An 18,982-nucleotide genomic window follows, 5' to 3' on the forward strand; every position below is an offset into this window, starting at 1 on the left:
CGTCCGTTTATCGGCAGCTTCCGCCGCTGCTCGCACAGGCCCAAAATCGAAATCCCCATAGACATCAGCGCCTGACGCCCGCGGGTTCGGGCACCGTCGACTTTCCGACGCCTCGCGGCGTCCGAAACTCTAAACGAAAGCCGCCGTTCAGCAACCCACCCAAAAATGGTCATTCAACGGATGGTCAGGCTGCACCAAAAGCCGACGGGCCCAACTGTTTACCGCTCACCATTAATCGACTCATGGCCGACTCAACCGCAAGGGCCAGCTACGCGTCAAGTATCCCCGCAATCGCCGCCGACACCGCGTCCATGCTCGCCATGCCGTCAACGCGCGACACGATGTTGCGGGCTTCGTAGATCGGCAGGATCGGGGCGGTTTTGGCGCGGTATTCGGTCATGCGGGTGCGCACCGTTTCCTCATTGTCATCGGGGCGGCGTTTGAACTCGGTCGAGCCGCACACGTCACATACGCCCTCGACCTTGGGCAGCTTGTGCTTGTCATGATAGCCTGCGCCGCATTTGGCGCAGGTGAAGCGGCCAGTGACGCGGTCGACCAGCGCCGCCTCATTGACCTCAAGCTCGATGACATGATGGAGCGCGCGCCCACGCGCGGCCAGAATCTCGTCCAGCGATGCCGCCTGCGGTGCGGTGCGCGGATAGCCGTCGAAGATCACCCCGGTGTCTGGGCCAAGCTCATCAAGCGCATCGCCGATAATGCCCGAGACGATCTCGTCAGACACCAGCTCGCCCGCATCCATCACCGCCTTGGCCTTAAGCCCGATGGGCGTGCCCGCCTTCACCGCGGCGCGCAGCATGTCGCCGGTTGACAGCTGCTTCATGCCGCGCTGGTCAACCAGCATCTGCGCCTGCGTGCCCTTGCCTGCCCCGGGAGGGCCGAGAAGTATGATGTTCATGGCTAAAGCATCCCCTCAAGGGTGCGCACGGTTGGCCCGCGACGCGTTATTGGTTTGGTCGGACTAGCGCAGACGGCCCTTGAGCTTGGCCTTTTTGATGAGGTCGGCATATTGGTGCGCCAACAGATGGCTCTGGATCTGGGTGATGGTATCGACCGTCACGTTGACCACGATCAGCAGGCTGGTGCCGCCAAGGAAGAACAGCGGAATGCCGGTCTGCGCGATGACATATTCGGGCAGCACGCAGACAAAGGTCAGATACGCCGCGCCGACCACGGTGATGCGGGTGAGCACATAATCGAGATAGGTCGCGGTGCTCTTGCCCGGACGAATGCCGGGGATGAAACCGCCATTCTTCTTGAGATTCTCCGACGTTTCTTCCGGGTTGAACACCACGGCGGTGTAGAAGAAGCAGAAGAAGATAATGCCCAGCGCATAGAGCGACATATACAGCGGCTGGCCGTGCTGGAGATATTGGTTGAGCATCACCAGCGCGCCGCCGGTTGCGCTGTCAGGATCAGCCGAGCTGCCAGCGAACTGAGAGATTGTCAGCGGCATCAGCAGCAAGGACGAGGCGAAGATCGGCGGGATCACGCCTGCGGTGTTGATCTTGAGCGGCAGGTGGCTGCGGTCGGCCTGCATCACGCCGCGCTGCGTGGCGCGCTTGGGGTACTGGATCAGCACCCGGCGCTGCGCACGCTCCATGAAGCAGATGAACAGCACAAGACCGACAATCATGATGATCAGCCCGATGATCAGGAACGGCGAGATCGCACCGGTGCGGCCGCCTTCGAACATCTGTGCCATGAACACCGGCATCTGGGCGACAATGCCCGCCATGATGATCAGCGAAATACCGTTGCCGATGCCGCGCGCGGTGATCTGTTCACCAAGCCACATCAGGAACATGGTGCCACCAACAAGGCTGATCACCGCACCGACGCGGAACATGATGCCCGGATCGACCACCGCCTGGATGCCGCTCGACCCAGCATAGGATTCAAGCCCGACCGCAATGAAATAGCCCTGCAGCGCCGTCAGGAACACAGTGCCGTAACGGGTGTACTGGTTGAGCTTTTTGCGGCCCGATTCGCCCTCTTTCTTGATCGCCGCCAGCGTCGGCGACAGCGATGCAGCAAGCTGCACCACAATCGACGCGGTGATGTAGGGCATCACGCCGAGCGCAATGAGGCTCATGCGCTCAAGCGACCCCCCCGAGAAGGTATTGAAAATGTCGAGCACACCGCCCTTGGTCTGCTCATACAAAGCGGCCAGCGCAGTGGGGTCAACCCCCGGCAGCGGCACATAGCTGAGCAGGCGGAAGATGATCAGCGCGCCGATGGTAAACCAGATGCGGCTTTTCAGCTCGGTTGCCTGGCTGAATTTAGCGAGGCTGAAATTGCTTGCCAGATTGTCGGCCCGTGATGCCATGAACCCAATTATCCCAAAAAACGACGGGGCTTCGTTAAACAAAGACCCGGACAGATGGCGGGCGCGCTGCTGGTGCGCGGCACGCACAGGAAAACGTAAAGTCCCGCGATAACGCCTCGCATGCCATCAAGCAAGACGCCCCGCGCTCACCATATCGGGAGGCGGGGCGTGCTTGGCAAGCCAGTTGCTGCGTGTCAGGCTTTCTTTTCGTACGGAGGTTTGACGTAAACCGGACGCGGCGCGATAATTTCCACTGCGCCACCGGCTTTTTCAATCGCCGCGATTGCAGACTTCGATGCCCCGGCAACCGCAAAGGTCACCTTCGCAGTCAATTCACCCTTGGCGAGCAGACGCACACCGTGCTTGCCGCCACGCGACAGCCCAGCGGCGCGCAAAGCCGCCTGGTCAACCGTGCCATCGGTGGGCAGCTTGCCCGCATCGATGAACTTCTGGATCATGCCAAGATTGACGATGTCATAATCCTTGCCGAACGGATTGTTGAAGCCGCGCTTGGGGATCCGCATGTGCAGCGGCATCTGGCCGCCTTCGAAGCCCTTGACCGCGACGCCCGAACGGCTCTTCTGGCCCTTCTGGCCGCGCCCGGCGGTCTTGCCCTTGCCCGAGCCGATGCCGCGTCCAACGCGCATACGGCCCTTGCGGGCGCCTTCATTGTCCTTGATCTCATTCAGTTTCATGTCGTGCACTCGCTTTCGCTTGGTTCGCGCTACTTAACTCTCTCCCCTTCAGGGGAGAGATACGAAGCCTTGCCAGCGTGCTGGCTAGGCGCAGTAGAGAGGGGGCAGGCGCTTGCGCATCCCCCTCTCCCAACCCTCTCCCCTGAAGGGGAGAGGACTTCAGTTGTCAGTCAACAATCTCGACCATGTGGCGGACCTTCTGGATCATGCCGCGAATTTCGGGCGTGTCCGTGTGTTCCACAACGCGGTGCATCTTGTTGAGCCCCAAGCCGATCAGGATCAGGCGTTGGGAGGCAGGACGGCGGATCGGCGATCCGGTCTGCTTGAGCTTGATGGTTGCCATGCTAGCGTTACTCCGTAATCGCGGCGGCTTCGGCCTCAGCGACAACCGGCGCAGCGCCGCCTCGGCCCAGCAGGTCGGCAATCTTCTTGCCACGACGCGCTGCCACCGATTTGGGGCTGGTCTGTTCGCCGAGCGCCTGGAAGGTCGCACGGATCATGTTATAGGGATTCGACGTGCCGTTGGACTTGGTCACAACGTCGGCCACACCCAGGCTTTCAAAGATGGCGCGCATCGGGCCACCGGCGATGATGCCCGTTCCCTGCGGCGCACTGCGCAAGGTCACCTTGCCTGCGCCGAAATGGCCGGTGCCATCATGGTGCAGCGTGCGGCCTTCCTTCAGCGGAACGCGAATCATCTTCTTTTTCGCAGCGGCGGTTGCCTTGCTGATCGCCTCAGGCACTTCACGCGCCTTGCCATGACCGAAGCCGGCGCGGCCATTGCCATCACCGACCACGACCAGCGCCGCAAAGCCGAAGCGCTTGCCGCCCTTGACGGTCTTTGACACGCGGTTGATGTGGACCAGCTTTTCAATCAGCTCATCGCCCTGGGGCTCATCGCGCTTGTTGCGGTCATCGCGGCGACCACGGCCACCCCGGTCATTGCCACCACCGGCACGATCATTGCCGCCACGCCCACGACCACGGGCACCGCGGCCCGGGCGTTCCTGATGGACAGGCTGAGCACCCTGTTCGGCGCTCTGGGTGTCGGCAGCTTCGGAGCTTGTCACTTCATCAGCCATCATTAAAACTCCAGTCCGCCTTCGCGTGCGGCATCAGCCAGGGCCTTGACCCGGCCATGAAAAATGAAACCGCCACGATCAAACACAACGGTGGTGACACCAGCCTGCTTGCCGGCTTCGGCGATCTGCTTGCCGACCGCAATCGCATCGGCAACGGTTGCGCCCGATGCCTTGCTGCCCTTGGTCAGGGTCGAAGCGGCAGCGAGCGTCTTACCAGCTTCATCATCGATGATCTGGGCATAGATGTGCTTGCCGGTGCGGTGGATCGACAGACGGGGACGCCCAGCCGCGCGCTTGCGCAGCGAGGTGCGCACGCGTTGACGACGACGATCGAATAAAGAGAGCTTCGCCATGGCTTACTTCTTCTTCCCTTCCTTGCGGAAGATAAACTCGCCCGCATATTTGATGCCCTTGCCCTTGTAGGGCTCCGGCTTGCGCCAGCGACGGATCTCGGCGGCCACCTGGCCAACCTTCTGACGGTCGCTGCCCGAAATGTGGATCGTGGTCTGGTCGGGCGTCTTGATGTCGATGCCATCGGGGATGGCGAAATCGACATCATGGCTGTAGCCGAGCTGCAGCTTGAGATTGCTGCCCTGCACATTTGCACGATAGCCGACGCCGGTGATGTTCAGCGTCTTGGTGAAGCCTTCGGTCACACCGACCACCAGGTTCTGCACCAATGTGCGCTGCATGCCCCAGAACGCGCGTGCACGGCGGGTATTGTTGGCGGGTTTCACCGCCAGCTCACCGTCGTTCAACTCATAGGCGATGTCCGGCACAGTCGGCATCGACAGTTCGCCCTTGGGGCCCTTCATGGTGATCACGCCATCGGTCAGCGAGGCAGTGACGCCCGCAGGAATGGCCACCGGTTTTTTACCAATGCGGCTCATATCAGAATACCTCTGCCAGCACCTCACCGCCGACTTTCTGTTCGCGCGCTTCCGCGTCGGACAGAACACCACGGGGGGTGGATACGATGGTGATACCAAGGCCGTTGCGCACAATCGGCAGTTCCCTGGAACCCGAATAGACGCGGCGGCCCGGCTTGGAAACGCGCGCAACATGCTTGATCGCAGGCTCGCCTTCGAAATACTTCAGCTCAATGCGCAGGCCCATGTGACGGCCAAGCAGTTCTTCGCTGTAGCCACGGATATAGCCTTCGCGCTGCAGCACGTCGAGCACGCGGGCACGCAGATTTGAGGCCGGCGAGGTTACGCTGTCCTTCTTGGCCTGCTGGCCGTTGCGGATGCGGGTGAGCATATCACCCAAAGGATCGGTCATTGCCATATCGTCTAATCCTTACCAGCTGGACTTCGTAACGCCGGGGATCAGGCCCTTGTTGGCGAGATCCCGCAGTTCGATACGGCACAGCCCGAACTTGCGGTAATAGCCGCGCGGACGACCGGTGGTTCCGCACCGGTTGCGCACGCGCGTGGGGTTTGCGTTGCGGGGCAGCTCGGCCATTTTCAGCCGTGCGATCAGCCGCTCGGTATCATCGAGCGTCGTGTCTTCTGCCTTTGCGCGCAGCTTTGCATATTGGCCAGCATATTGCTTGACCATGCGCTTGCGCCGCTCGTTCTTGTTGATGGAACTCAGTTTCGCCATGACTTAAGTTCTCGCCTTTCTATTGCGAGACGGAAGCGTTGTTACGCAGCCGCCTTTTCCTGGGTTTCCTCGATCGGGAACGGGAAGCCGAAGAGACGCAGCAGTTCGCGCGCTTCATCGTCCGTCTTGGCGGTCGTGGTCACAATGATATCCATGCCGCGAACAGCATCGATCTGGTCGTAGCTGATCTCGGGGAAGATGATCTGCTCTTTCAGGCCCATGGCATAGTTGCCACGGCCATCGAAGCTCTTGGGGTTCACCCCGCGAAAATCGCGGATGCGCGGCATCGCGATCGTCACCAGACGATCGAGAAACTCGAACATGCGCTCCTTGCGCAGCGTTACCTTGCAGCCGATCGGCATGCCTTCGCGCAGCTTGAACTGGGCGATCGACTTGCGCGCCTTGGTGATCACCGGCTTCTGGCCCGCGATCAGCTCCATTTCGGCCGCTGCGGTCGTAACCTTCTTCTTGTCCTGGCTACCTTCGCCGACGCCCATGTTGATCACGATCTTGACCAGCCTGGGCACTTCCATCGGGTTCGCGTAGCCGAACTTTTCCTGCATCGCCTTGACGACTTCATCGTCATAGCGCTTGCGCATACGGGGGACGTATTTATCAGCCATCGATCTTTTCCCCGGACTTTACAGCCACGCGGACCTTCTTGCCGTCTACCGTTTCAAAACGGACGCGGGTTGCCGCACCAGTCTTGGGGTCGGCAACGGCGACCTTTGAAATGTGCATCGGAGCTTCGACGCGGTCCAGACCACCTTGCGGGTTTGCCTGGCTCGGCTTGCGGTGACGGGTCATCACGTTGATGCCCGAGACGAGAACCTTGCCGTCTTTGGGCATCACCTGCGACACGGTGCCGGTGCGGCCCTTGTCCTTGCCGGACAGGACGACAACGCTGTCACCCTTTTTGATCTTTGCCATTGCCATGATTACAACACCTCCGGTGCCAGGCTGATGATCTTCATGTGCTTGCGCGCACGCAGCTCACGGACCACCGGGCCAAAAATGCGGGTGCCGATGGGCTCGTCATTCTTGTTGACCAGCACCGCAGCGTTGCTGTCGAAGCGGATCACGCTGCCATCGGCGCGGCGCACATCCTTGGCGGTGCGCACGATGACGGCACGGTGAACGTCGCCCTTCTTGACGCGGCCACGCGGGGCCGCTTCCTTGACGGAGACGACGATGATATCGCCGACGCTGGCAAAGCGACGCTTCGACCCGCCAAGCACCTTGATGCACTGAACGCGCTTCGCGCCGCTGTTATCGGCGACCTCAAGGTTGGATTGCATCTGGATCATGGATCCGTTTCCTTCTTGTCTGGCTTGCCGGAACGGGTCCGGCAGTTCCTAAATTCGCGAATTACGCTTCGGTCGAAGCCTCGGGCGCCTTGTGGGTATCCACCCGGCCCAGCACCTTCCACGTCTTCAGCTTTGAAATCGGCGCCGTCTCTTCGATGCGGACGGTTTCGCCTTCCTTGAAGCTGTTGGTCTCATCGTGGGCGTGATACTTTTTTGAACGCCGGATGATCTTCCCGTACAGCGGGTGCTTCACCTTGCGTTCCACCTTGACCACGATGGTCTTGTCGGTCTTGTCGGAGACCACCGTTCCCGTCAGAACTCGTTTCGGCATGTTGGTGCTCCTTAAACCTTGGCTGCAGTGCGGGCGCGTTCGCCCCGCAGCGTCTTGATCCGCGCGATATCGCGGCGCACTTCGCGCATCCGCGCCGGGCGTTCCAGCTGGTTGGTCGCAGCCTGGAAGCGCAGGTTAAACGCTTCCTTCTTCAGCGCGCCCAGCTCACTGGTCAGCTCATCGTCGGTCTTGATCCGCAGATCTTCAATATCGCTCATTTCTCACCTCCCAGGTGCGACGTGTCACCCAGACGCGCCACCACCTTGACCTTGATCGGCAGCTTCATCGCTGCACGTTCAAAAGCCACCGCAGCAATCGGACCCGGAACGCCATCCAGTTCAAACAGGATGCGGCCGGGCTTGACCCGTGCTGCCCAATATTCAACCGAACCCTTGCCCTTGCCCTGACGGACTTCGGCAGGCTTTTTCGACACCGGCACATCGGGGAACACGCGAATCCACAAACGTCCCTGACGCTTGATGTGGCGCGTGATCGCACGACGAGCCGCCTCGATCTGGCGGGCGGTGATCCGCTCGGGCTCAAGGGCCTTGAGGCCGTATGAGCCAAAGTTCAGCGTCGATCCGCCGGGCGCATCGCCCTTGATCCGGCCCTTGAAAGCCTTGCGGAACTTCATTTTCTTCGGTTGCAGCATGATGCTCTACCCTGTTCTTTCCACGTGGCCTTAGCGCGCCGGACGGACGCCGGAAGTCTGCGCTTCCATCATCAGCCGGTCTTGCGCCATGGGATCATGTCCCAGGATTTCACCCTTGAAGATCCAGCACTTGATGCCGATGATGCCATATGCGGTCAGCGCTTCAGCTTCGGCATAGTCAACATTGGCACGCAGTGTGTGCAATGGCACCCGGCCTTCACGATACCATTCGGTCCGCGCGATTTCCGCGCCGCCCAGACGGCCACCACAGGTGATCTTGATTCCCTCGGCGCCCAGACGCAGTGCCGACTGAACGGCACGCTTCATGGCACGGCGGAAGGCAACGCGGCGGATCAGCTGATCGGCGATGCCCTGCGCGACCAGCTTGGCGTCGATTTCAGGCTTGCGGATTTCAACGATGTTGAGCTTGACCTCACTACCCTTGATCATCGATTCCAGCTTCTTGCGCAGCTTCTCGATGTCCGCACCCTTTTTGCCGATGATCACGCCGGGGCGTGCAGCATAGATGGACACGCGGCACAAACGCGCCGGACGCTCAATCACCACCTTTGAGATCGCCGCCTGTGGCAGCGTCTTCATGATGTAGTTGCGCAGTTCGATGTCTTCCATGAGCATCTTGGCATAGTCACGCCCTTCGGCGTACCAGCGGCTGTCCCACGTACGGTTGATCTGCAGGCGCAGGCCGATCGGATTGCTCTTCTGACCCATGGCTTACGCCTCCTCTTGTTCGCGCACGACGATGCGCAGACGGCTGAACGGCTTCAGGATGCGGCTCGAACGGCCACGGGCGCGCGTCATGAAACGCTTCATCGTGATCGCCTTGCCAACACTTGCTTCCGCCACGACCAAAGCATCGACATCAAGGTTGTGATTGTTTTCAGCATTCGCGATCGCAGAGGCCAATACCTTGCGCGCGTCAACTGCCATTGCCTTCTTTGAGAAGGACAGGATGTTCATCGCCTCTTCGGCCTTCTTGCCGCGGATCAGGCCAGCAACGAGGTTCAGCTTCTGCGCCGACCCACGGATGGTGGTGCCGACGGCCAGCGCCTCGTTCTCGCCAACCCGGCGGGGGGATTTCGGCTTGCCCATTAGCGCTTGCCCTTCTTGTCAGCGGCGTGGCCGGGGAAGGTGCGGGTCGGGGCGAATTCGCCCAGCTTGTGACCCACCATATCTTCGTTGACCGAAACCGGGATGAACTTGTGACCGTTGTAGACGTTGAACGTCAGGCCGACGAACTGCGGCAGGATCGTCGAACGACGCGACCAGGTCTTGATCGGTGCACGGGCACCAGCGTCCTGCGCTGTTTCTGCCTTCTTCAGCAGATACAGATCGAAGAACGGCCCTTTTTTGATGGAGCGCGCCATGACTTACCTCTTCTTCTTCGCGTGACGTGACCGGATGATCATACGGTCGGTCGACTTGTTCTTGCGGGTGCGCATGCCCTTGGTCGGCTTGCCCCACGGGGTCACCGGATGACGGCCACCCGAGGTGCGGCCTTCACCACCACCATGCGGGTGATCGACCGGGTTCTTGGCGACACCGCGCGTCAGCGGACGACGGCCCATCCAGCGCTTGCGGCCGGCCTTGGCAAAGTTCTGGTTGCTGTTGTCGGGGTTTGATACAGCGCCCACGGTGCCCATGCAGGCACCGGGAATGTAGCGCTGTTCGCCCGAGTTTAGGCGCACCATCACCATGCCGCGATCACGACCGACGACCTGTGCGTAGGTGCCAGCCGAACGCGCGATCTGGCCGCCCTTGCCCGGCTTCATCTCCACATTGTGGATGATCGTGCCGACCGGCATCTGCGCCAGCTTCATTGCGTTGCCCGGCTTCACGTCGGTCTTTTCGCCTGCAATCACGCTGTCGCCCACGGCCAGACGCTGCGGTGCCAGGATATAGGCCTGTTCACCGTCTTCGTAACTGATCAGCGCAATGAACGCCGTGCGGTTGGGATCGTATTCGATCCGCTCAACGGTGCCCGCCACATCAAGCTTGCGACGCTTGAAATCGACGATGCGATAGCGCTGCTTGTGCCCGCCCGCGATACCGCGCGAGGTCACATGGCCCTTGTTGTTGCGGCCACCGGTCTTGCGCTTGCCTTCGGTCAGCGCCTTGACCGGACCGCCCTTATAGAGGTCGGTGCGGTCGACAAGGATCAGACCGCGACGGCCCGGGCTTGTCGGATTATATGATTTAAGTGCCATATCTCTATCCTGTCAGCTTCGAACCCGCGCTCAAACGCCGGTGGTGACGTCGATCGATTGGCCTTCGGCCAATGTCACAACGGCTTTCTTGATGTCGGTGCGCGTGTAGGGACGACCCTTCCAGCGCTTTTTCTTGCCCTTCTGCACCAGCGTGTTGACGCCAATGACCTTGACGTCGAACAGCGCCTCGACAGCCGCCTTGATCTGCGGCTTGGTCGCGTCATTGCTGACCTTGAAGACCACCGCATTGTGTTCGCTCAGCAGCGTCGACTTTTCGGTAATGTGCGGGGCCACGATCACGTCATAATGACGCGTATCGATGGTGTCGGATTTTTTAGCCATTGAACCGGGCCTCCAGCTTTTCAACAGCGGCGCGGGTCAGCACCAGCGTATCGTGTTTCAGGATGTCATAGACATTGGCACCGACGGCGGGCATCACGTTCAGACCGATCAGGTTGGCCGAAGCCTTCCGGAAATTGTCGTTGACCGCATCGCCATCGATGAACAGCGCCTTCTTGCCGAGGCCGAGCTTGCCGAGCTGCGCGAGCAGCGTCTTGGTCTTGGCTTCGGTCATGTCGAGCGTGTCAAGCACGATCAGGCTTTCGCTCGCAGCCTTCGATGACAAAGCCATTTTCAGGCCGAGCGCGCGTACCTTCTTGTTGAGCGACGGGTTGAAGTCACGCACGCGGGGGCCATGGGCCTTGCCGCCGCCGATGAAAATCGGTGCGCGACGATCGCCGTGACGCGCCGTACCGCCGCCCTTCTGGCGACCGAACTTCTTGCCGGTGCGGGCAACGTCTGAACGTTCACGCGCACCGCGAGCGGTACCGCGACGGTTTTCGAGCTGCCAGGTGACAACGCGGTGCAGAATGTCTGCCCGCGGTTCAACGCCGAACACGTCGTCGTTAAGTTCGATGTCGCCCTTGGCGTCTGCATCGAGGGTCTGGACCTTGAGCTTCATGGCTTAGCCCTCCTTCTCTTCGGTGCTGGTGGGCGTATCGAGCTCACCACCTTCAGCGGGCATGTCAGCAGCAGCTTCGGCGATTTCGGCATCGCTCGGGGTGAGCGGCGCGTCATGCTCGGCAGCAGCTTCAACCATGCCGGCGGGCGCTTCTTCATGCTCACTGTGATCATTGCTGTTGGCAGCGGACTTGATCCCGGCGGGATAGGGCGCATCGGCGTGCATCGGCACCTTCACCGAATCGCGCACCATCAGCCAGCCACCCTTGGAACCGGGGACCGAACCCTTGACAAAGATCAGGCCGCGCGCCTCATCGGTGCGGACGACTTCAAGGTTCTGCTGGGTCCGCTGGCGATCACCCATGTGACCAGCCATCTTCTTGTTCTTGAACACCTTGCCCGGGTCCTGACGCTGCCCGGTCGAACCATGCGCACGGTGCGAGATCGAGACACCATGCGTCGCGCGCATGCCCCCGAAGCCCCAGCGCTTCATGGCACCGGCAAAGCCCTTGCCCTGCGTGTGGCCGGTAATGTCGACCAGCTGACCGGCGACAAAATGCTCGGCAGAAATGGTGGCGCCAACATCCAGGATCGCATCGTCGGCGACGCGGAATTCAGCCATCAGCATCTTGGGAGCAACTTCTGCTTTCGCAAAATGCTCGCGCTGCGGCTTGTTGACGTTCTTTGGCTTGGCAGCACCGGCGCCCAGCTGTACCGCGACATAACCGTCACGGTCCTGGTTCTTCACCGATACCACCTGGCAATCTTCCAGTGACAGGACAGTGACCGGCACGTGCCGTCCATCTTCCTGAAACAGGCGGGTCATCCCGACTTTTTTCGCGATCACGCCAGTGCGCATGATCATTCTCCCAATAGAGGCCCAAGAGGAAATCCCAGGGGCGTATCCAAACGAAAACCCCCACAGCATCTCTGCCATGAGGGGGCCAACCGAAATGCTAGATGATCACCCCGTCCGGGTTGGCGTTTCCTGCGTCACGTGCGTGAGGCTGGAAAGACGGGGGACCAGGACCACGGCAAGCCGCGCGGTATCCCTTTTGAGTTTCCATCCAACTGGATGGAAGCACCGGAGCACGAGGCCCGGCGCCGACTGGCCTTAAGCCAGCTTGATCTCGACGTTGACGCCTGCGGCCAGTTCGAGCTTCATCAAAGCATCGACGGTGGCCGGGGTCGGCTGAACGATGTCCAGCAAGCGCTTGTAGGTGCGCACCTCGAACTGCTCACGCGACTTTTTGTCAACGTGCGGACCGCGGTTCACGGTGAACTTCTCAATGCGCGTCGGCAGCGGAATGGGACCACGAATAAGAGCGCCGGTGCGACGGGCGGTGTCGGCGATATCGCCGGTTGCCTGATCGAGCACACGATGATCGAACGCCTTGAGGCGAATACGGATATTCTGCGTTTCCATTACCACTTTACCGATGCGAAAGAGCGAAAAACAAACCGCCCCTTAACCCGTCGATCCTGTCAAAGGACCCAACGCCGGGGCGGCTTATTAGAAAATTGCGATCTCCCGCACGAATCAAACGACGCGTGCGGGAGATGGCCCTATATTACTTGGAGATCGTGCTGACAACCCCAGAACCGACGGTCCGGCCACCTTCGCGGATAGCGAAGCGCAGACCCGGATCCATCGCGATCGGAGCGATCAGCTTGACACCGATCGAAACGTTGTCGCCGGGCATCACCATTTCAGTGCCCTCGGGCAGGATCACTTCGCCAGTCACGTCGGTGGTGCGGAAGTAGAACTGCGGACGATAGTTGGCAAAGAACGGCGTGTGACGGCCGCCTTCATCTTTCGACAGCACATAGACCTCAGCATTGAACTCGGTGTGCGGGGTCACGGTACCGGGCTTGCAGAGAACCTGACCACGCTCAACGTCTTCACGGGCGACGCCGCGAACCAGTGCGCCGATGTTGTCGCCTGCCATGCCCTGATCGAGCAGCTTGCGGAACATTTCAACGCCGGTGACGACGGTCTTGCGGGTGTCCTTGAGACCAACGATCTCAACTTCTTCACCAACCTTGACGATGCCCGATTCCACGCGGCCGGTCACAACGGTACCACGACCAGAGATCGAGAACACGTCTTCGACGGGCATCAGGAACGGCTTGTCGATCGGACGTGCGGGCTGCGGGATGAACTCGTCCACAGCCTTCATCAGCGCGTAGATCGATTCCTTGCCGATGGCATCATCACGGCCTTCGAGTGCAGCCAGAGCCGAACCCTTGACGATCGGGATGTCGTCACCCGGGAAGTCATACTTGGACAGCAACTCACGCACTTCCAGTTCAACCAGCTCGAGAATTTCTTCGTCGTCAACCTGGTCAACCTTGTTCATGTAAACGACCAGCGCAGGCACGCCAACCTGACGCGCAAGCAGGATGTGCTCGCGGGTCTGGGGCATCGGGCCGTCAGCAGCATTCACCACCAGGATCGCGCCGTCCATCTGCGCAGCGCCGGTGATCATGTTCTTCACATAGTCAGCGTGACCCGGGCAATCGACGTGCGCATAGTGGCGCGCTTCGGTTTCATATTCGACGTGCGCGGTCGAAATGGTGATGCCGCGCTCGCGCTCTTCGGGCGCCTTGTCGATGTTTGCATAATCGGTGAAGGTCGCGCCGCCGGTTTCAGCCAGCACCTTGGTGATGGCTGCGGTCAGCGTGGTCTTGCCATGGTCGACGTGACCGATGGTGCCGATGTTGCAATGCGGCTTGTTCCGCTCAAATTTAGCCTTGGCCATTTTTTCCTACCTTCGTTTCTTACTATCTATGGATAGTCCGCGCCGCGCATTGGCGAGACTGCCCGAATCTGTCAACACCCAAATGAAAGCCCGTGGCGCTGAACGCGCCGAGTCCCGGACTGAGGTCGAGCGCCTATAGCGACTATGCCCGGCTTATGCCAGCTTCTCCTTGACCTCCGCCGCGACATTCGCCGGGACTTCGTCATAATGGGAAAACTGCATCGTGTACTGCGCACGTCCCTGAGTGAAGGAACGCAGCTGGTTCACGTATCCAAACATGTTGGCGAGCGGCACGATGGCCTCAACAGCCTGCGCATTGCCGCGCGTGTCTGTGCCCTGGATCTGGCCGCGACGGCTGTTCAGATCGCCGATCACGTCGCCCAGATAATCCTCAGGCGTCACCACTTCAACCTTCATGATCGGCTCAAGCAGCTTGATGCCCGACTTTTGCGCGGCCTCGCGCATCGCGGCACGACCAGCGATTTCGAACGCCAGTGCCGAGGAGTCGACGTCATGGTATGCGCCGTCATACAGCTCGATCTCAAAATCGATGATCGGGAAGCCGACAAGCGATCCGGACGCTGCCGTTTCGCGCATGCCCTTTTCCACCGAAGGAATATATTCCTTGGGGATGTTGCCGCCCTTGACAGCGTCGTTGAAGATGATGCCCGATCCGCGCTCACCCGGAGTTACAGTGAACTTCACGCGGCCAAACTGGCCCGATCCACCCGACTGCTTCTTGTGGGTATAGTCAATATCGACCTTTTTGCCGAGATACTCGCGATAGGCCACCTGCGGCGCTCCGACATTGGCCTCGACCTTGAATTCGCGGCGCATACGATCGACGAGAATTTCGAGGTGTAGTTCGCCCATGCCCTTGATGATCGTCTGGCCGCTTTCGGCATCGGATGTCACGCGGAACGAGGGATCTTCGCGGGCAAGACGATTGAGCGCAACGCCCATCTTTTCCTGGTCGGCCTTGGTCTTGGGTTCCACCGACAGCTCGATCACCGGCTCAGGGAATTCCATGCGCTCAAGGATGATCGGCGCATTGGAGGCGCACAATGTATCCCCGGTGGTGGTTTCCTTAAGGCCAGCAAGCGCGACGATGTCGCCAGCGAACGCTTCCTGGATGTCTTCGCGGCTGTTGGCATGCATCAGCAGCATGCGGCCAACCTTTTCCTTCTTGTCCTTGACCGAGTTGGTCACTGACGAGGCGGCTTCCAGCTTGCCCGAATAGATGCGCGCAAACGTCAGCGTGCCCACAAACGGATCGTTCATGATCTTGAATGCCAGCGCGCTGAACGGCGCATCATCGGCGGGCGGACGCGTATCGGGGGTTACGCCGTCGAGCTTGAGACCTTCCACATCGGGAATGTCGAGCGGCGAAGGCAGATAATCGACCACAGCATCAAGCAAAGGCTGCACGCCCTTGTTCTTGAACGCGCTGCCGCACAGCACGGGCACGAACGAGAAGTTCAGCGTGCCCTTGCGGATCAGGCGGGTCAGGGTTTCAGCATCGGGCAGGTTGCCTTCAAGATACTGCTCCATGACATCGTCGTCCTGCTCGACCGCCATTTCGATCAGCTCGGCGCGCGCCATTTCGGCAGCGTCCTTGAGGTCGTCGGGAATTTCGACATAATCGAAGTTCGCGCCCAGCGCCTCGTTCTGCCAGATGATCGCGCGGTCACGCACCAGATCAACGAGGCCGACAAACGTGCTTTCGATGCCGATCGGCAAATACAGCACCAGCGGACGCGCGCCCAAACGATCCTTGATCATGTCGACGCAGCGCTCGAAGCTCGCCCCGGTGCGGTCGAGCTTGTTGACGAAGCACATCCGCGGAACCTTGTACTTTTCCGCCTGACGCCACACGGTTTCAGACTGCGGCTCAACGCCCGCCACGCCATCGAAACAAGCAACCGCGCCATCGAGGACGCGCAAGCTGCGTTCGACTTCAATGGTGAAATCGACGTGGCCGGGGGTGTCGATGATGTTGATGCGGTGATCGTTCCAGAAGCACGTGGTCGCAGCAGAGGTGATCGTGATGCCACGCTCCTGCTCCTGCTCCATCCAGTCCATCGTCGCAGCGCCATCGTGCACTTCGCCAATCTTGTACGATTTGCCGGTATAATAGAGAATCCGCTCGGTCGTCGTGGTTTTGCCGGCGTCGATATGCGCCATGATGCCGATGTTGCGATATTTCTCTAGCGGATGGCTGCGGGCCATGGTCTGTACTCCAACGGTGGGGACGTAATTTGCCGCGCGCTATAATGAAGCCCCCACGCTTTGGCCAGCGCGAATTCAGGCAACAAATTGGCGAACAACACTCCTCTCCCTTCAAGGGAGAGGATATTGAGCCTTGCCAGCTTGCTGGCTTAGGCGAGATTGGAGAGGGGAAGTGCGCGGACCGATTGTGCGCCCTGCCCTCTCCCTGCTTTGCTGCGCAAAGCTGTCCCTCTCCCCTGAAGGGAGAGGGTTTTACGATTACCAGCGATAGTGCGAGAAGGCACGGTTCGCTTCGGCCATGCGGTGCGTGTCTTCACGCTTTTTCACCGCATTGCCGCGATTGTTGGCGGCATCGAGCAGTTCGCCCGAAAGACGCGCCGCCATCGTGGTTTCGCTGCGGTTGCGCGCAGCCGAGATCAACCAGCGGATGGCGAGCGCCTGGGCACGCTCGGGGCGCACTTCGACGGGGACCTGATAGGTCGCACCACCGACGCGGCGGCTGCGCACTTCGATGCCGGGCTTCACATTGTTCAGCGCGTCATGGAACATCGGCAGCGGATCGGCCTTGGCCTTGGTCTGCATGACTTCCATGGCACCATAAACGATGCGCTCTGCGACGGACTTCTTCCCGTCGAGCATCAGGTTGTTCATAAACTTGGACAGCGTCAGATCACCAAACTTGGGATCGGGAAGGATGACGCGCTTTTCTGGGCGACGACGACGTGACATGTGAGATAACTCCTGAAAAAGACCTGATCTTCAAGCGGGATGCTGCCACCCCGCGAGGATCATTTCGGACGCTTGGCGCCGTACTTCGAACGGCTCTGCTTGCGGTCCTTGACACCCTGGGTATCAAGCACGCCGCGCAGCACGTGGTAACGCACACCGGGAAGATCGCGAACGCGACCGCCGCGGATCAGCACAACCGAGTGCTCCTGCAGGTTATGGCCTTCACCCGGAATATAGGTGATGACTTCACGGCTGTTGGTCAGGCGGACCTTGGCCACCTTGCGCAGCGCCGAGTTCGGCTTTTTCGGGGTTGTCGTGTAGACACGGGTACAAACGCCGCGCTTCTGCGGGTTTGCGTCCATTGCGGGCACCTTGGACTTGGTCTTCTGGGGCACCCGGCCCTTGCGGACGAGCTGGTTGATCGTTGGCATGTTTCTCTTCACCTGAAAGATTGAAGGTTACTCTGCCGCCCGATACGTCTCCGGTCCGTTCTGCAACGACCCGGCATGGTGGAGGCTCCGCCTTTTGCCCACCCGCACCCGACAACAGTGTTGTGCTTGGTTTTTCTTGCTGGCAAAACGCATGCGCCTATCCAACAAGAACGCGGCCTTTAGCGTCGATTCACTTAAGGGTCAAGGCGTGGTGGACGAAGGCGCGATTGCCTGCGCGTGATATGGTGGCCGTAGCGGGTGCGTCACCCTGTCGGCGATTGCCAGTTCAGCCGAGCGCCTTCCTGATGAGCTCATTGACCACTTGCGGGTTGGCCTTGCCCTGCATTGCCTTCATCGTCTGGCCGACGAAAAAGCCGAACAACGCCTCCTTGCCGCCGCGATACTGCGCGACCTTGTCGGCATTCTCGGCGAGCACTTTGGCCACCGCTGCCTCAATCGCGCCGGTGTCCGATGTCTGCTTGAGCCCCTTGTCCGCGACGATCTTGCGTGGCCCATCGCCAGTCTCCAGCATGATCTCGAACACCTGCTTGGCGATGGTGCCCGATATCGTGCCATCGGCGACCAGTGCCAGCAGCTCGGCCCCCTGCGCCGGGCTGACCGGGCTGTTCTCGATATCCTTGCCCAGCCGGTTGAGCGCGCCGTAGAGTTCTGACAGCAGCCAGTTGGCGGCAGGCTTGGCAACATCGGCCTCAGGTTTGCCCTGCGCCGTTGCGCATTCGGCCAGCAATGCCTCGAACCAGCGCGCGGTCTCTGCCTCAGCCGTCAGCACCGACGCGTTATAAGCGGACAGGCCCAGTTCGCTTTCATAGCGCCTGCGCTTGGTATCGGGCAGTTCGGGCAGCGATGCCTTGCACGAATCGAGAAATGCATCGTCAAGTTCAAGTGGCAGCAGGTCGGGATCAGGGAAGTAGCGGTAATCGTGCGCATCTTCCTTTGACCGCATAGATCGCGTCTCGTTCTTGTCAGGATCATACAGCCGCGTTTCCTGCACGATCGTGCCGCCGCTTTCGAGCACGTCGACCTGGCGGTTGGCTTCATGCTCGATTGTGGCCATAACGTAACGCACCGAATTGACATTCTTGGTCTCGGTGCGGGTGCCGAATGCGTCGCCGGGCTTGCGCACCGAGACGTTAACGTCAGCGCGCATTGATCCTTCTTCCATATTGCCGTCACACGAACCGACATAACGCAGGATGGTGCGCAGCTTTTTCAGATACGCGCCTGCCTCAGCGGGCGAGCGCATGTCTGGCCGTGAGACGATCTCCATCAGCGCGACGCCCGAGCGGTTCAAATCGACATAGCTCATCGTCGGGTGCTGATCGTGCATCAGCTTGCCCGCGTCCTGCTCGACATGAATGCGCTCGATGCCGATGGTCTTGGTGGCCGCATCGGGGTTTTTCTCATCCAGGCTGATGTCGACTGCCCCCTCGCCGACCAGCGGATGATACAACTGACTGATCTGGTAACCCTGCGGCAAATCGGCGTAGAAATAGTTCTTGCGGTCAAACCTAGACCAGCGGTTGATCTCGGCCCCGATTGCCATGCCGGTGCGCACCGCCTGGCGGATGCACTCGCGGTTGGGCACCGGCAGCATGCCCGGCATCGC

The 18,982-nt window shown here is 60.3% G+C and carries 28 protein-coding genes; all 28 read right to left on the reverse strand.

Going from position 1 to position 18,982, the window contains the following annotated elements:
- Positions 1-268: 268 nt before the first annotated feature.
- Entirely contained in the window at positions 269-916 is a 648-nt protein-coding gene (locus tag ACEW8G_RS06825; RefSeq protein WP_373487685.1) for an adenylate kinase, read from the reverse strand.
- 63 nt (positions 917-979) lie between these two features.
- The gene (gene secY, locus ACEW8G_RS06830; RefSeq protein WP_373487686.1) at positions 980-2,347 is read right to left on the reverse strand and encodes a preprotein translocase subunit SecY; all 1,368 of its coding nucleotides are present in this window, start codon (positions 2,345-2,347) and stop codon (positions 980-982) included.
- A gap of 194 nt (positions 2,348-2,541) precedes the next feature.
- Entirely contained in the window at positions 2,542-3,042 is a 501-nt protein-coding gene (rplO, locus tag ACEW8G_RS06835) for a 50S ribosomal protein L15 (protein ID WP_373487687.1), read from the reverse strand.
- Between the two features lie 166 nt (positions 3,043-3,208).
- Positions 3,209-3,385: a 50S ribosomal protein L30 gene (gene rpmD, locus ACEW8G_RS06840; RefSeq protein ID WP_373487688.1), complete on the reverse strand. Its 177-nt coding sequence runs from the start codon at positions 3,383-3,385 to the stop codon at positions 3,209-3,211.
- Between the two features lie 7 nt (positions 3,386-3,392).
- Positions 3,393-4,124 (reverse strand): 30S ribosomal protein S5, encoded by a 732-nt coding sequence (gene rpsE / locus ACEW8G_RS06845; protein ID WP_373487711.1) that lies wholly within the window; start codon positions 4,122-4,124, stop codon positions 3,393-3,395.
- A 2-nt stretch (positions 4,125-4,126) separates the two neighbouring features.
- The gene (gene rplR / locus ACEW8G_RS06850) at positions 4,127-4,477 is read right to left on the reverse strand and encodes a 50S ribosomal protein L18 (protein WP_373487689.1); all 351 of its coding nucleotides are present in this window, start codon (positions 4,475-4,477) and stop codon (positions 4,127-4,129) included.
- A 3-nt stretch (positions 4,478-4,480) separates the two neighbouring features.
- Complete coding sequence (rplF, locus tag ACEW8G_RS06855; RefSeq protein WP_373487690.1) at positions 4,481-5,014, reverse strand: 50S ribosomal protein L6; 534 nt, start codon at positions 5,012-5,014, stop codon at positions 4,481-4,483.
- Position 5,015: 1 nt separating this feature from the next.
- Entirely contained in the window at positions 5,016-5,411 is a 396-nt protein-coding gene (rpsH, locus tag ACEW8G_RS06860; protein WP_373487691.1) for a 30S ribosomal protein S8, read from the reverse strand.
- A gap of 12 nt (positions 5,412-5,423) precedes the next feature.
- Positions 5,424-5,729: a 30S ribosomal protein S14 gene (rpsN, locus tag ACEW8G_RS06865; RefSeq protein WP_373487692.1), complete on the reverse strand. Its 306-nt coding sequence runs from the start codon at positions 5,727-5,729 to the stop codon at positions 5,424-5,426.
- A gap of 41 nt (positions 5,730-5,770) precedes the next feature.
- Positions 5,771-6,352 carry a 50S ribosomal protein L5 gene (rplE, locus tag ACEW8G_RS06870; protein WP_373487693.1) on the reverse strand — a complete coding sequence of 194 codons (582 nt, stop codon included), beginning with the start codon at positions 6,350-6,352 and terminating at the stop codon, positions 5,771-5,773.
- The gene (gene rplX / locus ACEW8G_RS06875) at positions 6,345-6,665 is read right to left on the reverse strand and encodes a 50S ribosomal protein L24 (RefSeq protein WP_373487694.1); all 321 of its coding nucleotides are present in this window, start codon (positions 6,663-6,665) and stop codon (positions 6,345-6,347) included. The genes rplE and rplX overlap by 8 nt, the downstream gene beginning before the upstream one ends.
- Before the next feature lie 2 nt (positions 6,666-6,667).
- The gene (gene rplN, locus ACEW8G_RS06880) at positions 6,668-7,036 is read right to left on the reverse strand and encodes a 50S ribosomal protein L14 (protein WP_373487695.1); all 369 of its coding nucleotides are present in this window, start codon (positions 7,034-7,036) and stop codon (positions 6,668-6,670) included.
- Between the two features lie 61 nt (positions 7,037-7,097).
- Positions 7,098-7,367 (reverse strand): 30S ribosomal protein S17, encoded by a 270-nt coding sequence (rpsQ, locus tag ACEW8G_RS06885; RefSeq protein WP_373487696.1) that lies wholly within the window; start codon positions 7,365-7,367, stop codon positions 7,098-7,100.
- A gap of 11 nt (positions 7,368-7,378) precedes the next feature.
- Positions 7,379-7,585, reverse strand: coding sequence for a 50S ribosomal protein L29 (gene rpmC / locus ACEW8G_RS06890; protein ID WP_373487697.1), 207 nt, complete (start codon positions 7,583-7,585; stop codon positions 7,379-7,381).
- On the reverse strand, positions 7,582-8,019 hold the full coding sequence (gene rplP, locus ACEW8G_RS06895) for a 50S ribosomal protein L16 (RefSeq protein WP_373487698.1): 438 nt from the start codon (positions 8,017-8,019) through the stop codon (positions 7,582-7,584). The genes rpmC and rplP overlap by 4 nt, the downstream gene beginning before the upstream one ends.
- 30 nt (positions 8,020-8,049) lie before the next feature.
- Positions 8,050-8,748 carry a 30S ribosomal protein S3 gene (rpsC, locus tag ACEW8G_RS06900; protein WP_373487699.1) on the reverse strand — a complete coding sequence of 233 codons (699 nt, stop codon included), beginning with the start codon at positions 8,746-8,748 and terminating at the stop codon, positions 8,050-8,052.
- 3 nt (positions 8,749-8,751) lie between these two features.
- Positions 8,752-9,129: a 50S ribosomal protein L22 gene (rplV, locus tag ACEW8G_RS06905; protein WP_373487700.1), complete on the reverse strand. Its 378-nt coding sequence runs from the start codon at positions 9,127-9,129 to the stop codon at positions 8,752-8,754.
- The gene (gene rpsS / locus ACEW8G_RS06910; RefSeq protein ID WP_373487701.1) at positions 9,129-9,404 is read right to left on the reverse strand and encodes a 30S ribosomal protein S19; all 276 of its coding nucleotides are present in this window, start codon (positions 9,402-9,404) and stop codon (positions 9,129-9,131) included. The genes rplV and rpsS overlap by 1 nt, the downstream gene beginning before the upstream one ends.
- Before the next feature lie 3 nt (positions 9,405-9,407).
- Positions 9,408-10,244 carry a 50S ribosomal protein L2 gene (gene rplB / locus ACEW8G_RS06915; RefSeq protein WP_373487702.1) on the reverse strand — a complete coding sequence of 279 codons (837 nt, stop codon included), beginning with the start codon at positions 10,242-10,244 and terminating at the stop codon, positions 9,408-9,410.
- A gap of 30 nt (positions 10,245-10,274) precedes the next feature.
- Entirely contained in the window at positions 10,275-10,586 is a 312-nt protein-coding gene (locus tag ACEW8G_RS06920) for a 50S ribosomal protein L23 (RefSeq protein ID WP_373487703.1), read from the reverse strand.
- Entirely contained in the window at positions 10,579-11,205 is a 627-nt protein-coding gene (rplD, locus tag ACEW8G_RS06925) for a 50S ribosomal protein L4 (RefSeq protein WP_373487704.1), read from the reverse strand. The genes ACEW8G_RS06920 and rplD overlap by 8 nt, the downstream gene beginning before the upstream one ends.
- A gap of 3 nt (positions 11,206-11,208) precedes the next feature.
- Complete coding sequence (gene rplC / locus ACEW8G_RS06930) at positions 11,209-12,063, reverse strand: 50S ribosomal protein L3 (protein ID WP_373487705.1); 855 nt, start codon at positions 12,061-12,063, stop codon at positions 11,209-11,211.
- A gap of 255 nt (positions 12,064-12,318) precedes the next feature.
- The gene (rpsJ, locus tag ACEW8G_RS06935; RefSeq protein ID WP_017670443.1) at positions 12,319-12,630 is read right to left on the reverse strand and encodes a 30S ribosomal protein S10; all 312 of its coding nucleotides are present in this window, start codon (positions 12,628-12,630) and stop codon (positions 12,319-12,321) included.
- Between the two features lie 145 nt (positions 12,631-12,775).
- Positions 12,776-13,966, reverse strand: a complete 1,191-nt coding sequence (tuf, locus tag ACEW8G_RS06940) for an elongation factor Tu (RefSeq protein WP_373487706.1) — start codon at positions 13,964-13,966, stop codon at positions 12,776-12,778.
- Positions 13,967-14,119: 153 nt separating this feature from the next.
- Positions 14,120-16,195, reverse strand: coding sequence for an elongation factor G (gene fusA, locus ACEW8G_RS06945; RefSeq protein WP_373487707.1), 2,076 nt, complete (start codon positions 16,193-16,195; stop codon positions 14,120-14,122).
- 258 nt (positions 16,196-16,453) lie between these two features.
- Positions 16,454-16,924, reverse strand: a complete 471-nt coding sequence (rpsG, locus tag ACEW8G_RS06950) for a 30S ribosomal protein S7 (RefSeq protein ID WP_373487708.1) — start codon at positions 16,922-16,924, stop codon at positions 16,454-16,456.
- Between the two features lie 59 nt (positions 16,925-16,983).
- Entirely contained in the window at positions 16,984-17,355 is a 372-nt protein-coding gene (rpsL, locus tag ACEW8G_RS06955; RefSeq protein ID WP_373487709.1) for a 30S ribosomal protein S12, read from the reverse strand.
- 286 nt (positions 17,356-17,641) lie between these two features.
- A partial coding sequence (gene gatB / locus ACEW8G_RS06960) for an Asp-tRNA(Asn)/Glu-tRNA(Gln) amidotransferase subunit GatB (RefSeq protein WP_373487710.1) occupies positions 17,642-18,982 on the reverse strand: 1,341 nt, incomplete at its 5' end.

The organism is Blastomonas sp., assembly GCF_041747255.1.
In the GTDB taxonomy this organism is placed as follows: Bacteria; Pseudomonadota; Alphaproteobacteria; order Sphingomonadales; family Sphingomonadaceae; genus Blastomonas.

Bases quoted from the DNA above. Each gene is read 5' to 3' on its own strand.
- ACEW8G_RS06825 (WP_373487685.1), bottom strand. From the start codon at position 916: ATGAACATCATACTTCTCGGCCCTCCCGGGGCAGGCAAGGGCACGCAG.
- secY (WP_373487686.1), bottom strand. From the start codon at position 2,347: ATGGCATCACGGGCCGACAATCTGGCAAGCAATTTCAGCCTCGCTAAA.
- rplO (WP_373487687.1), bottom strand. From the start codon at position 3,042: ATGAAACTGAATGAGATCAAGGACAATGAAGGCGCCCGCAAGGGCCGT.
- rpmD (WP_373487688.1), bottom strand. From the start codon at position 3,385: ATGGCAACCATCAAGCTCAAGCAGACCGGATCGCCGATCCGCCGTCCT.
- rpsE (WP_373487711.1), bottom strand. From the start codon at position 4,124: ATGGCTGATGAAGTGACAAGCTCCGAAGCTGCCGACACCCAGAGCGCC.
- rplR (WP_373487689.1), bottom strand. From the start codon at position 4,477: ATGGCGAAGCTCTCTTTATTCGATCGTCGTCGTCAACGCGTGCGCACC.
- rplF (WP_373487690.1), bottom strand. From the start codon at position 5,014: ATGAGCCGCATTGGTAAAAAACCGGTGGCCATTCCTGCGGGCGTCACT.
- rpsH (WP_373487691.1), bottom strand. From the start codon at position 5,411: ATGGCAATGACCGATCCTTTGGGTGATATGCTCACCCGCATCCGCAAC.
- rpsN (WP_373487692.1), bottom strand. From the start codon at position 5,729: ATGGCGAAACTGAGTTCCATCAACAAGAACGAGCGGCGCAAGCGCATG.
- rplE (WP_373487693.1), bottom strand. From the start codon at position 6,352: ATGGCTGATAAATACGTCCCCCGTATGCGCAAGCGCTATGACGATGAA.
- rplX (WP_373487694.1), bottom strand. From the start codon at position 6,665: ATGGCAATGGCAAAGATCAAAAAGGGTGACAGCGTTGTCGTCCTGTCC.
- rplN (WP_373487695.1), bottom strand. From the start codon at position 7,036: ATGATCCAGATGCAATCCAACCTTGAGGTCGCCGATAACAGCGGCGCG.
- rpsQ (WP_373487696.1), bottom strand. From the start codon at position 7,367: ATGCCGAAACGAGTTCTGACGGGAACGGTGGTCTCCGACAAGACCGAC.
- rpmC (WP_373487697.1), bottom strand. From the start codon at position 7,585: ATGAGCGATATTGAAGATCTGCGGATCAAGACCGACGATGAGCTGACC.
- rplP (WP_373487698.1), bottom strand. From the start codon at position 8,019: ATGCTGCAACCGAAGAAAATGAAGTTCCGCAAGGCTTTCAAGGGCCGG.
- rpsC (WP_373487699.1), bottom strand. From the start codon at position 8,748: ATGGGTCAGAAGAGCAATCCGATCGGCCTGCGCCTGCAGATCAACCGT.
- rplV (WP_373487700.1), bottom strand. From the start codon at position 9,129: ATGGGCAAGCCGAAATCCCCCCGCCGGGTTGGCGAGAACGAGGCGCTG.
- rpsS (WP_373487701.1), bottom strand. From the start codon at position 9,404: ATGGCGCGCTCCATCAAAAAAGGGCCGTTCTTCGATCTGTATCTGCTG.
- rplB (WP_373487702.1), bottom strand. From the start codon at position 10,244: ATGGCACTTAAATCATATAATCCGACAAGCCCGGGCCGTCGCGGTCTG.
- ACEW8G_RS06920 (WP_373487703.1), bottom strand. From the start codon at position 10,586: ATGGCTAAAAAATCCGACACCATCGATACGCGTCATTATGACGTGATC.
- rplD (WP_373487704.1), bottom strand. From the start codon at position 11,205: ATGAAGCTCAAGGTCCAGACCCTCGATGCAGACGCCAAGGGCGACATC.
- rplC (WP_373487705.1), bottom strand. From the start codon at position 12,063: ATGCGCACTGGCGTGATCGCGAAAAAAGTCGGGATGACCCGCCTGTTT.
- rpsJ (WP_017670443.1), bottom strand. From the start codon at position 12,630: ATGGAAACGCAGAATATCCGTATTCGCCTCAAGGCGTTCGATCATCGT.
- tuf (WP_373487706.1), bottom strand. From the start codon at position 13,966: ATGGCCAAGGCTAAATTTGAGCGGAACAAGCCGCATTGCAACATCGGC.
- fusA (WP_373487707.1), bottom strand. From the start codon at position 16,195: ATGGCCCGCAGCCATCCGCTAGAGAAATATCGCAACATCGGCATCATG.
- rpsG (WP_373487708.1), bottom strand. From the start codon at position 16,924: ATGTCACGTCGTCGTCGCCCAGAAAAGCGCGTCATCCTTCCCGATCCC.
- rpsL (WP_373487709.1), bottom strand. From the start codon at position 17,355: ATGCCAACGATCAACCAGCTCGTCCGCAAGGGCCGGGTGCCCCAGAAG.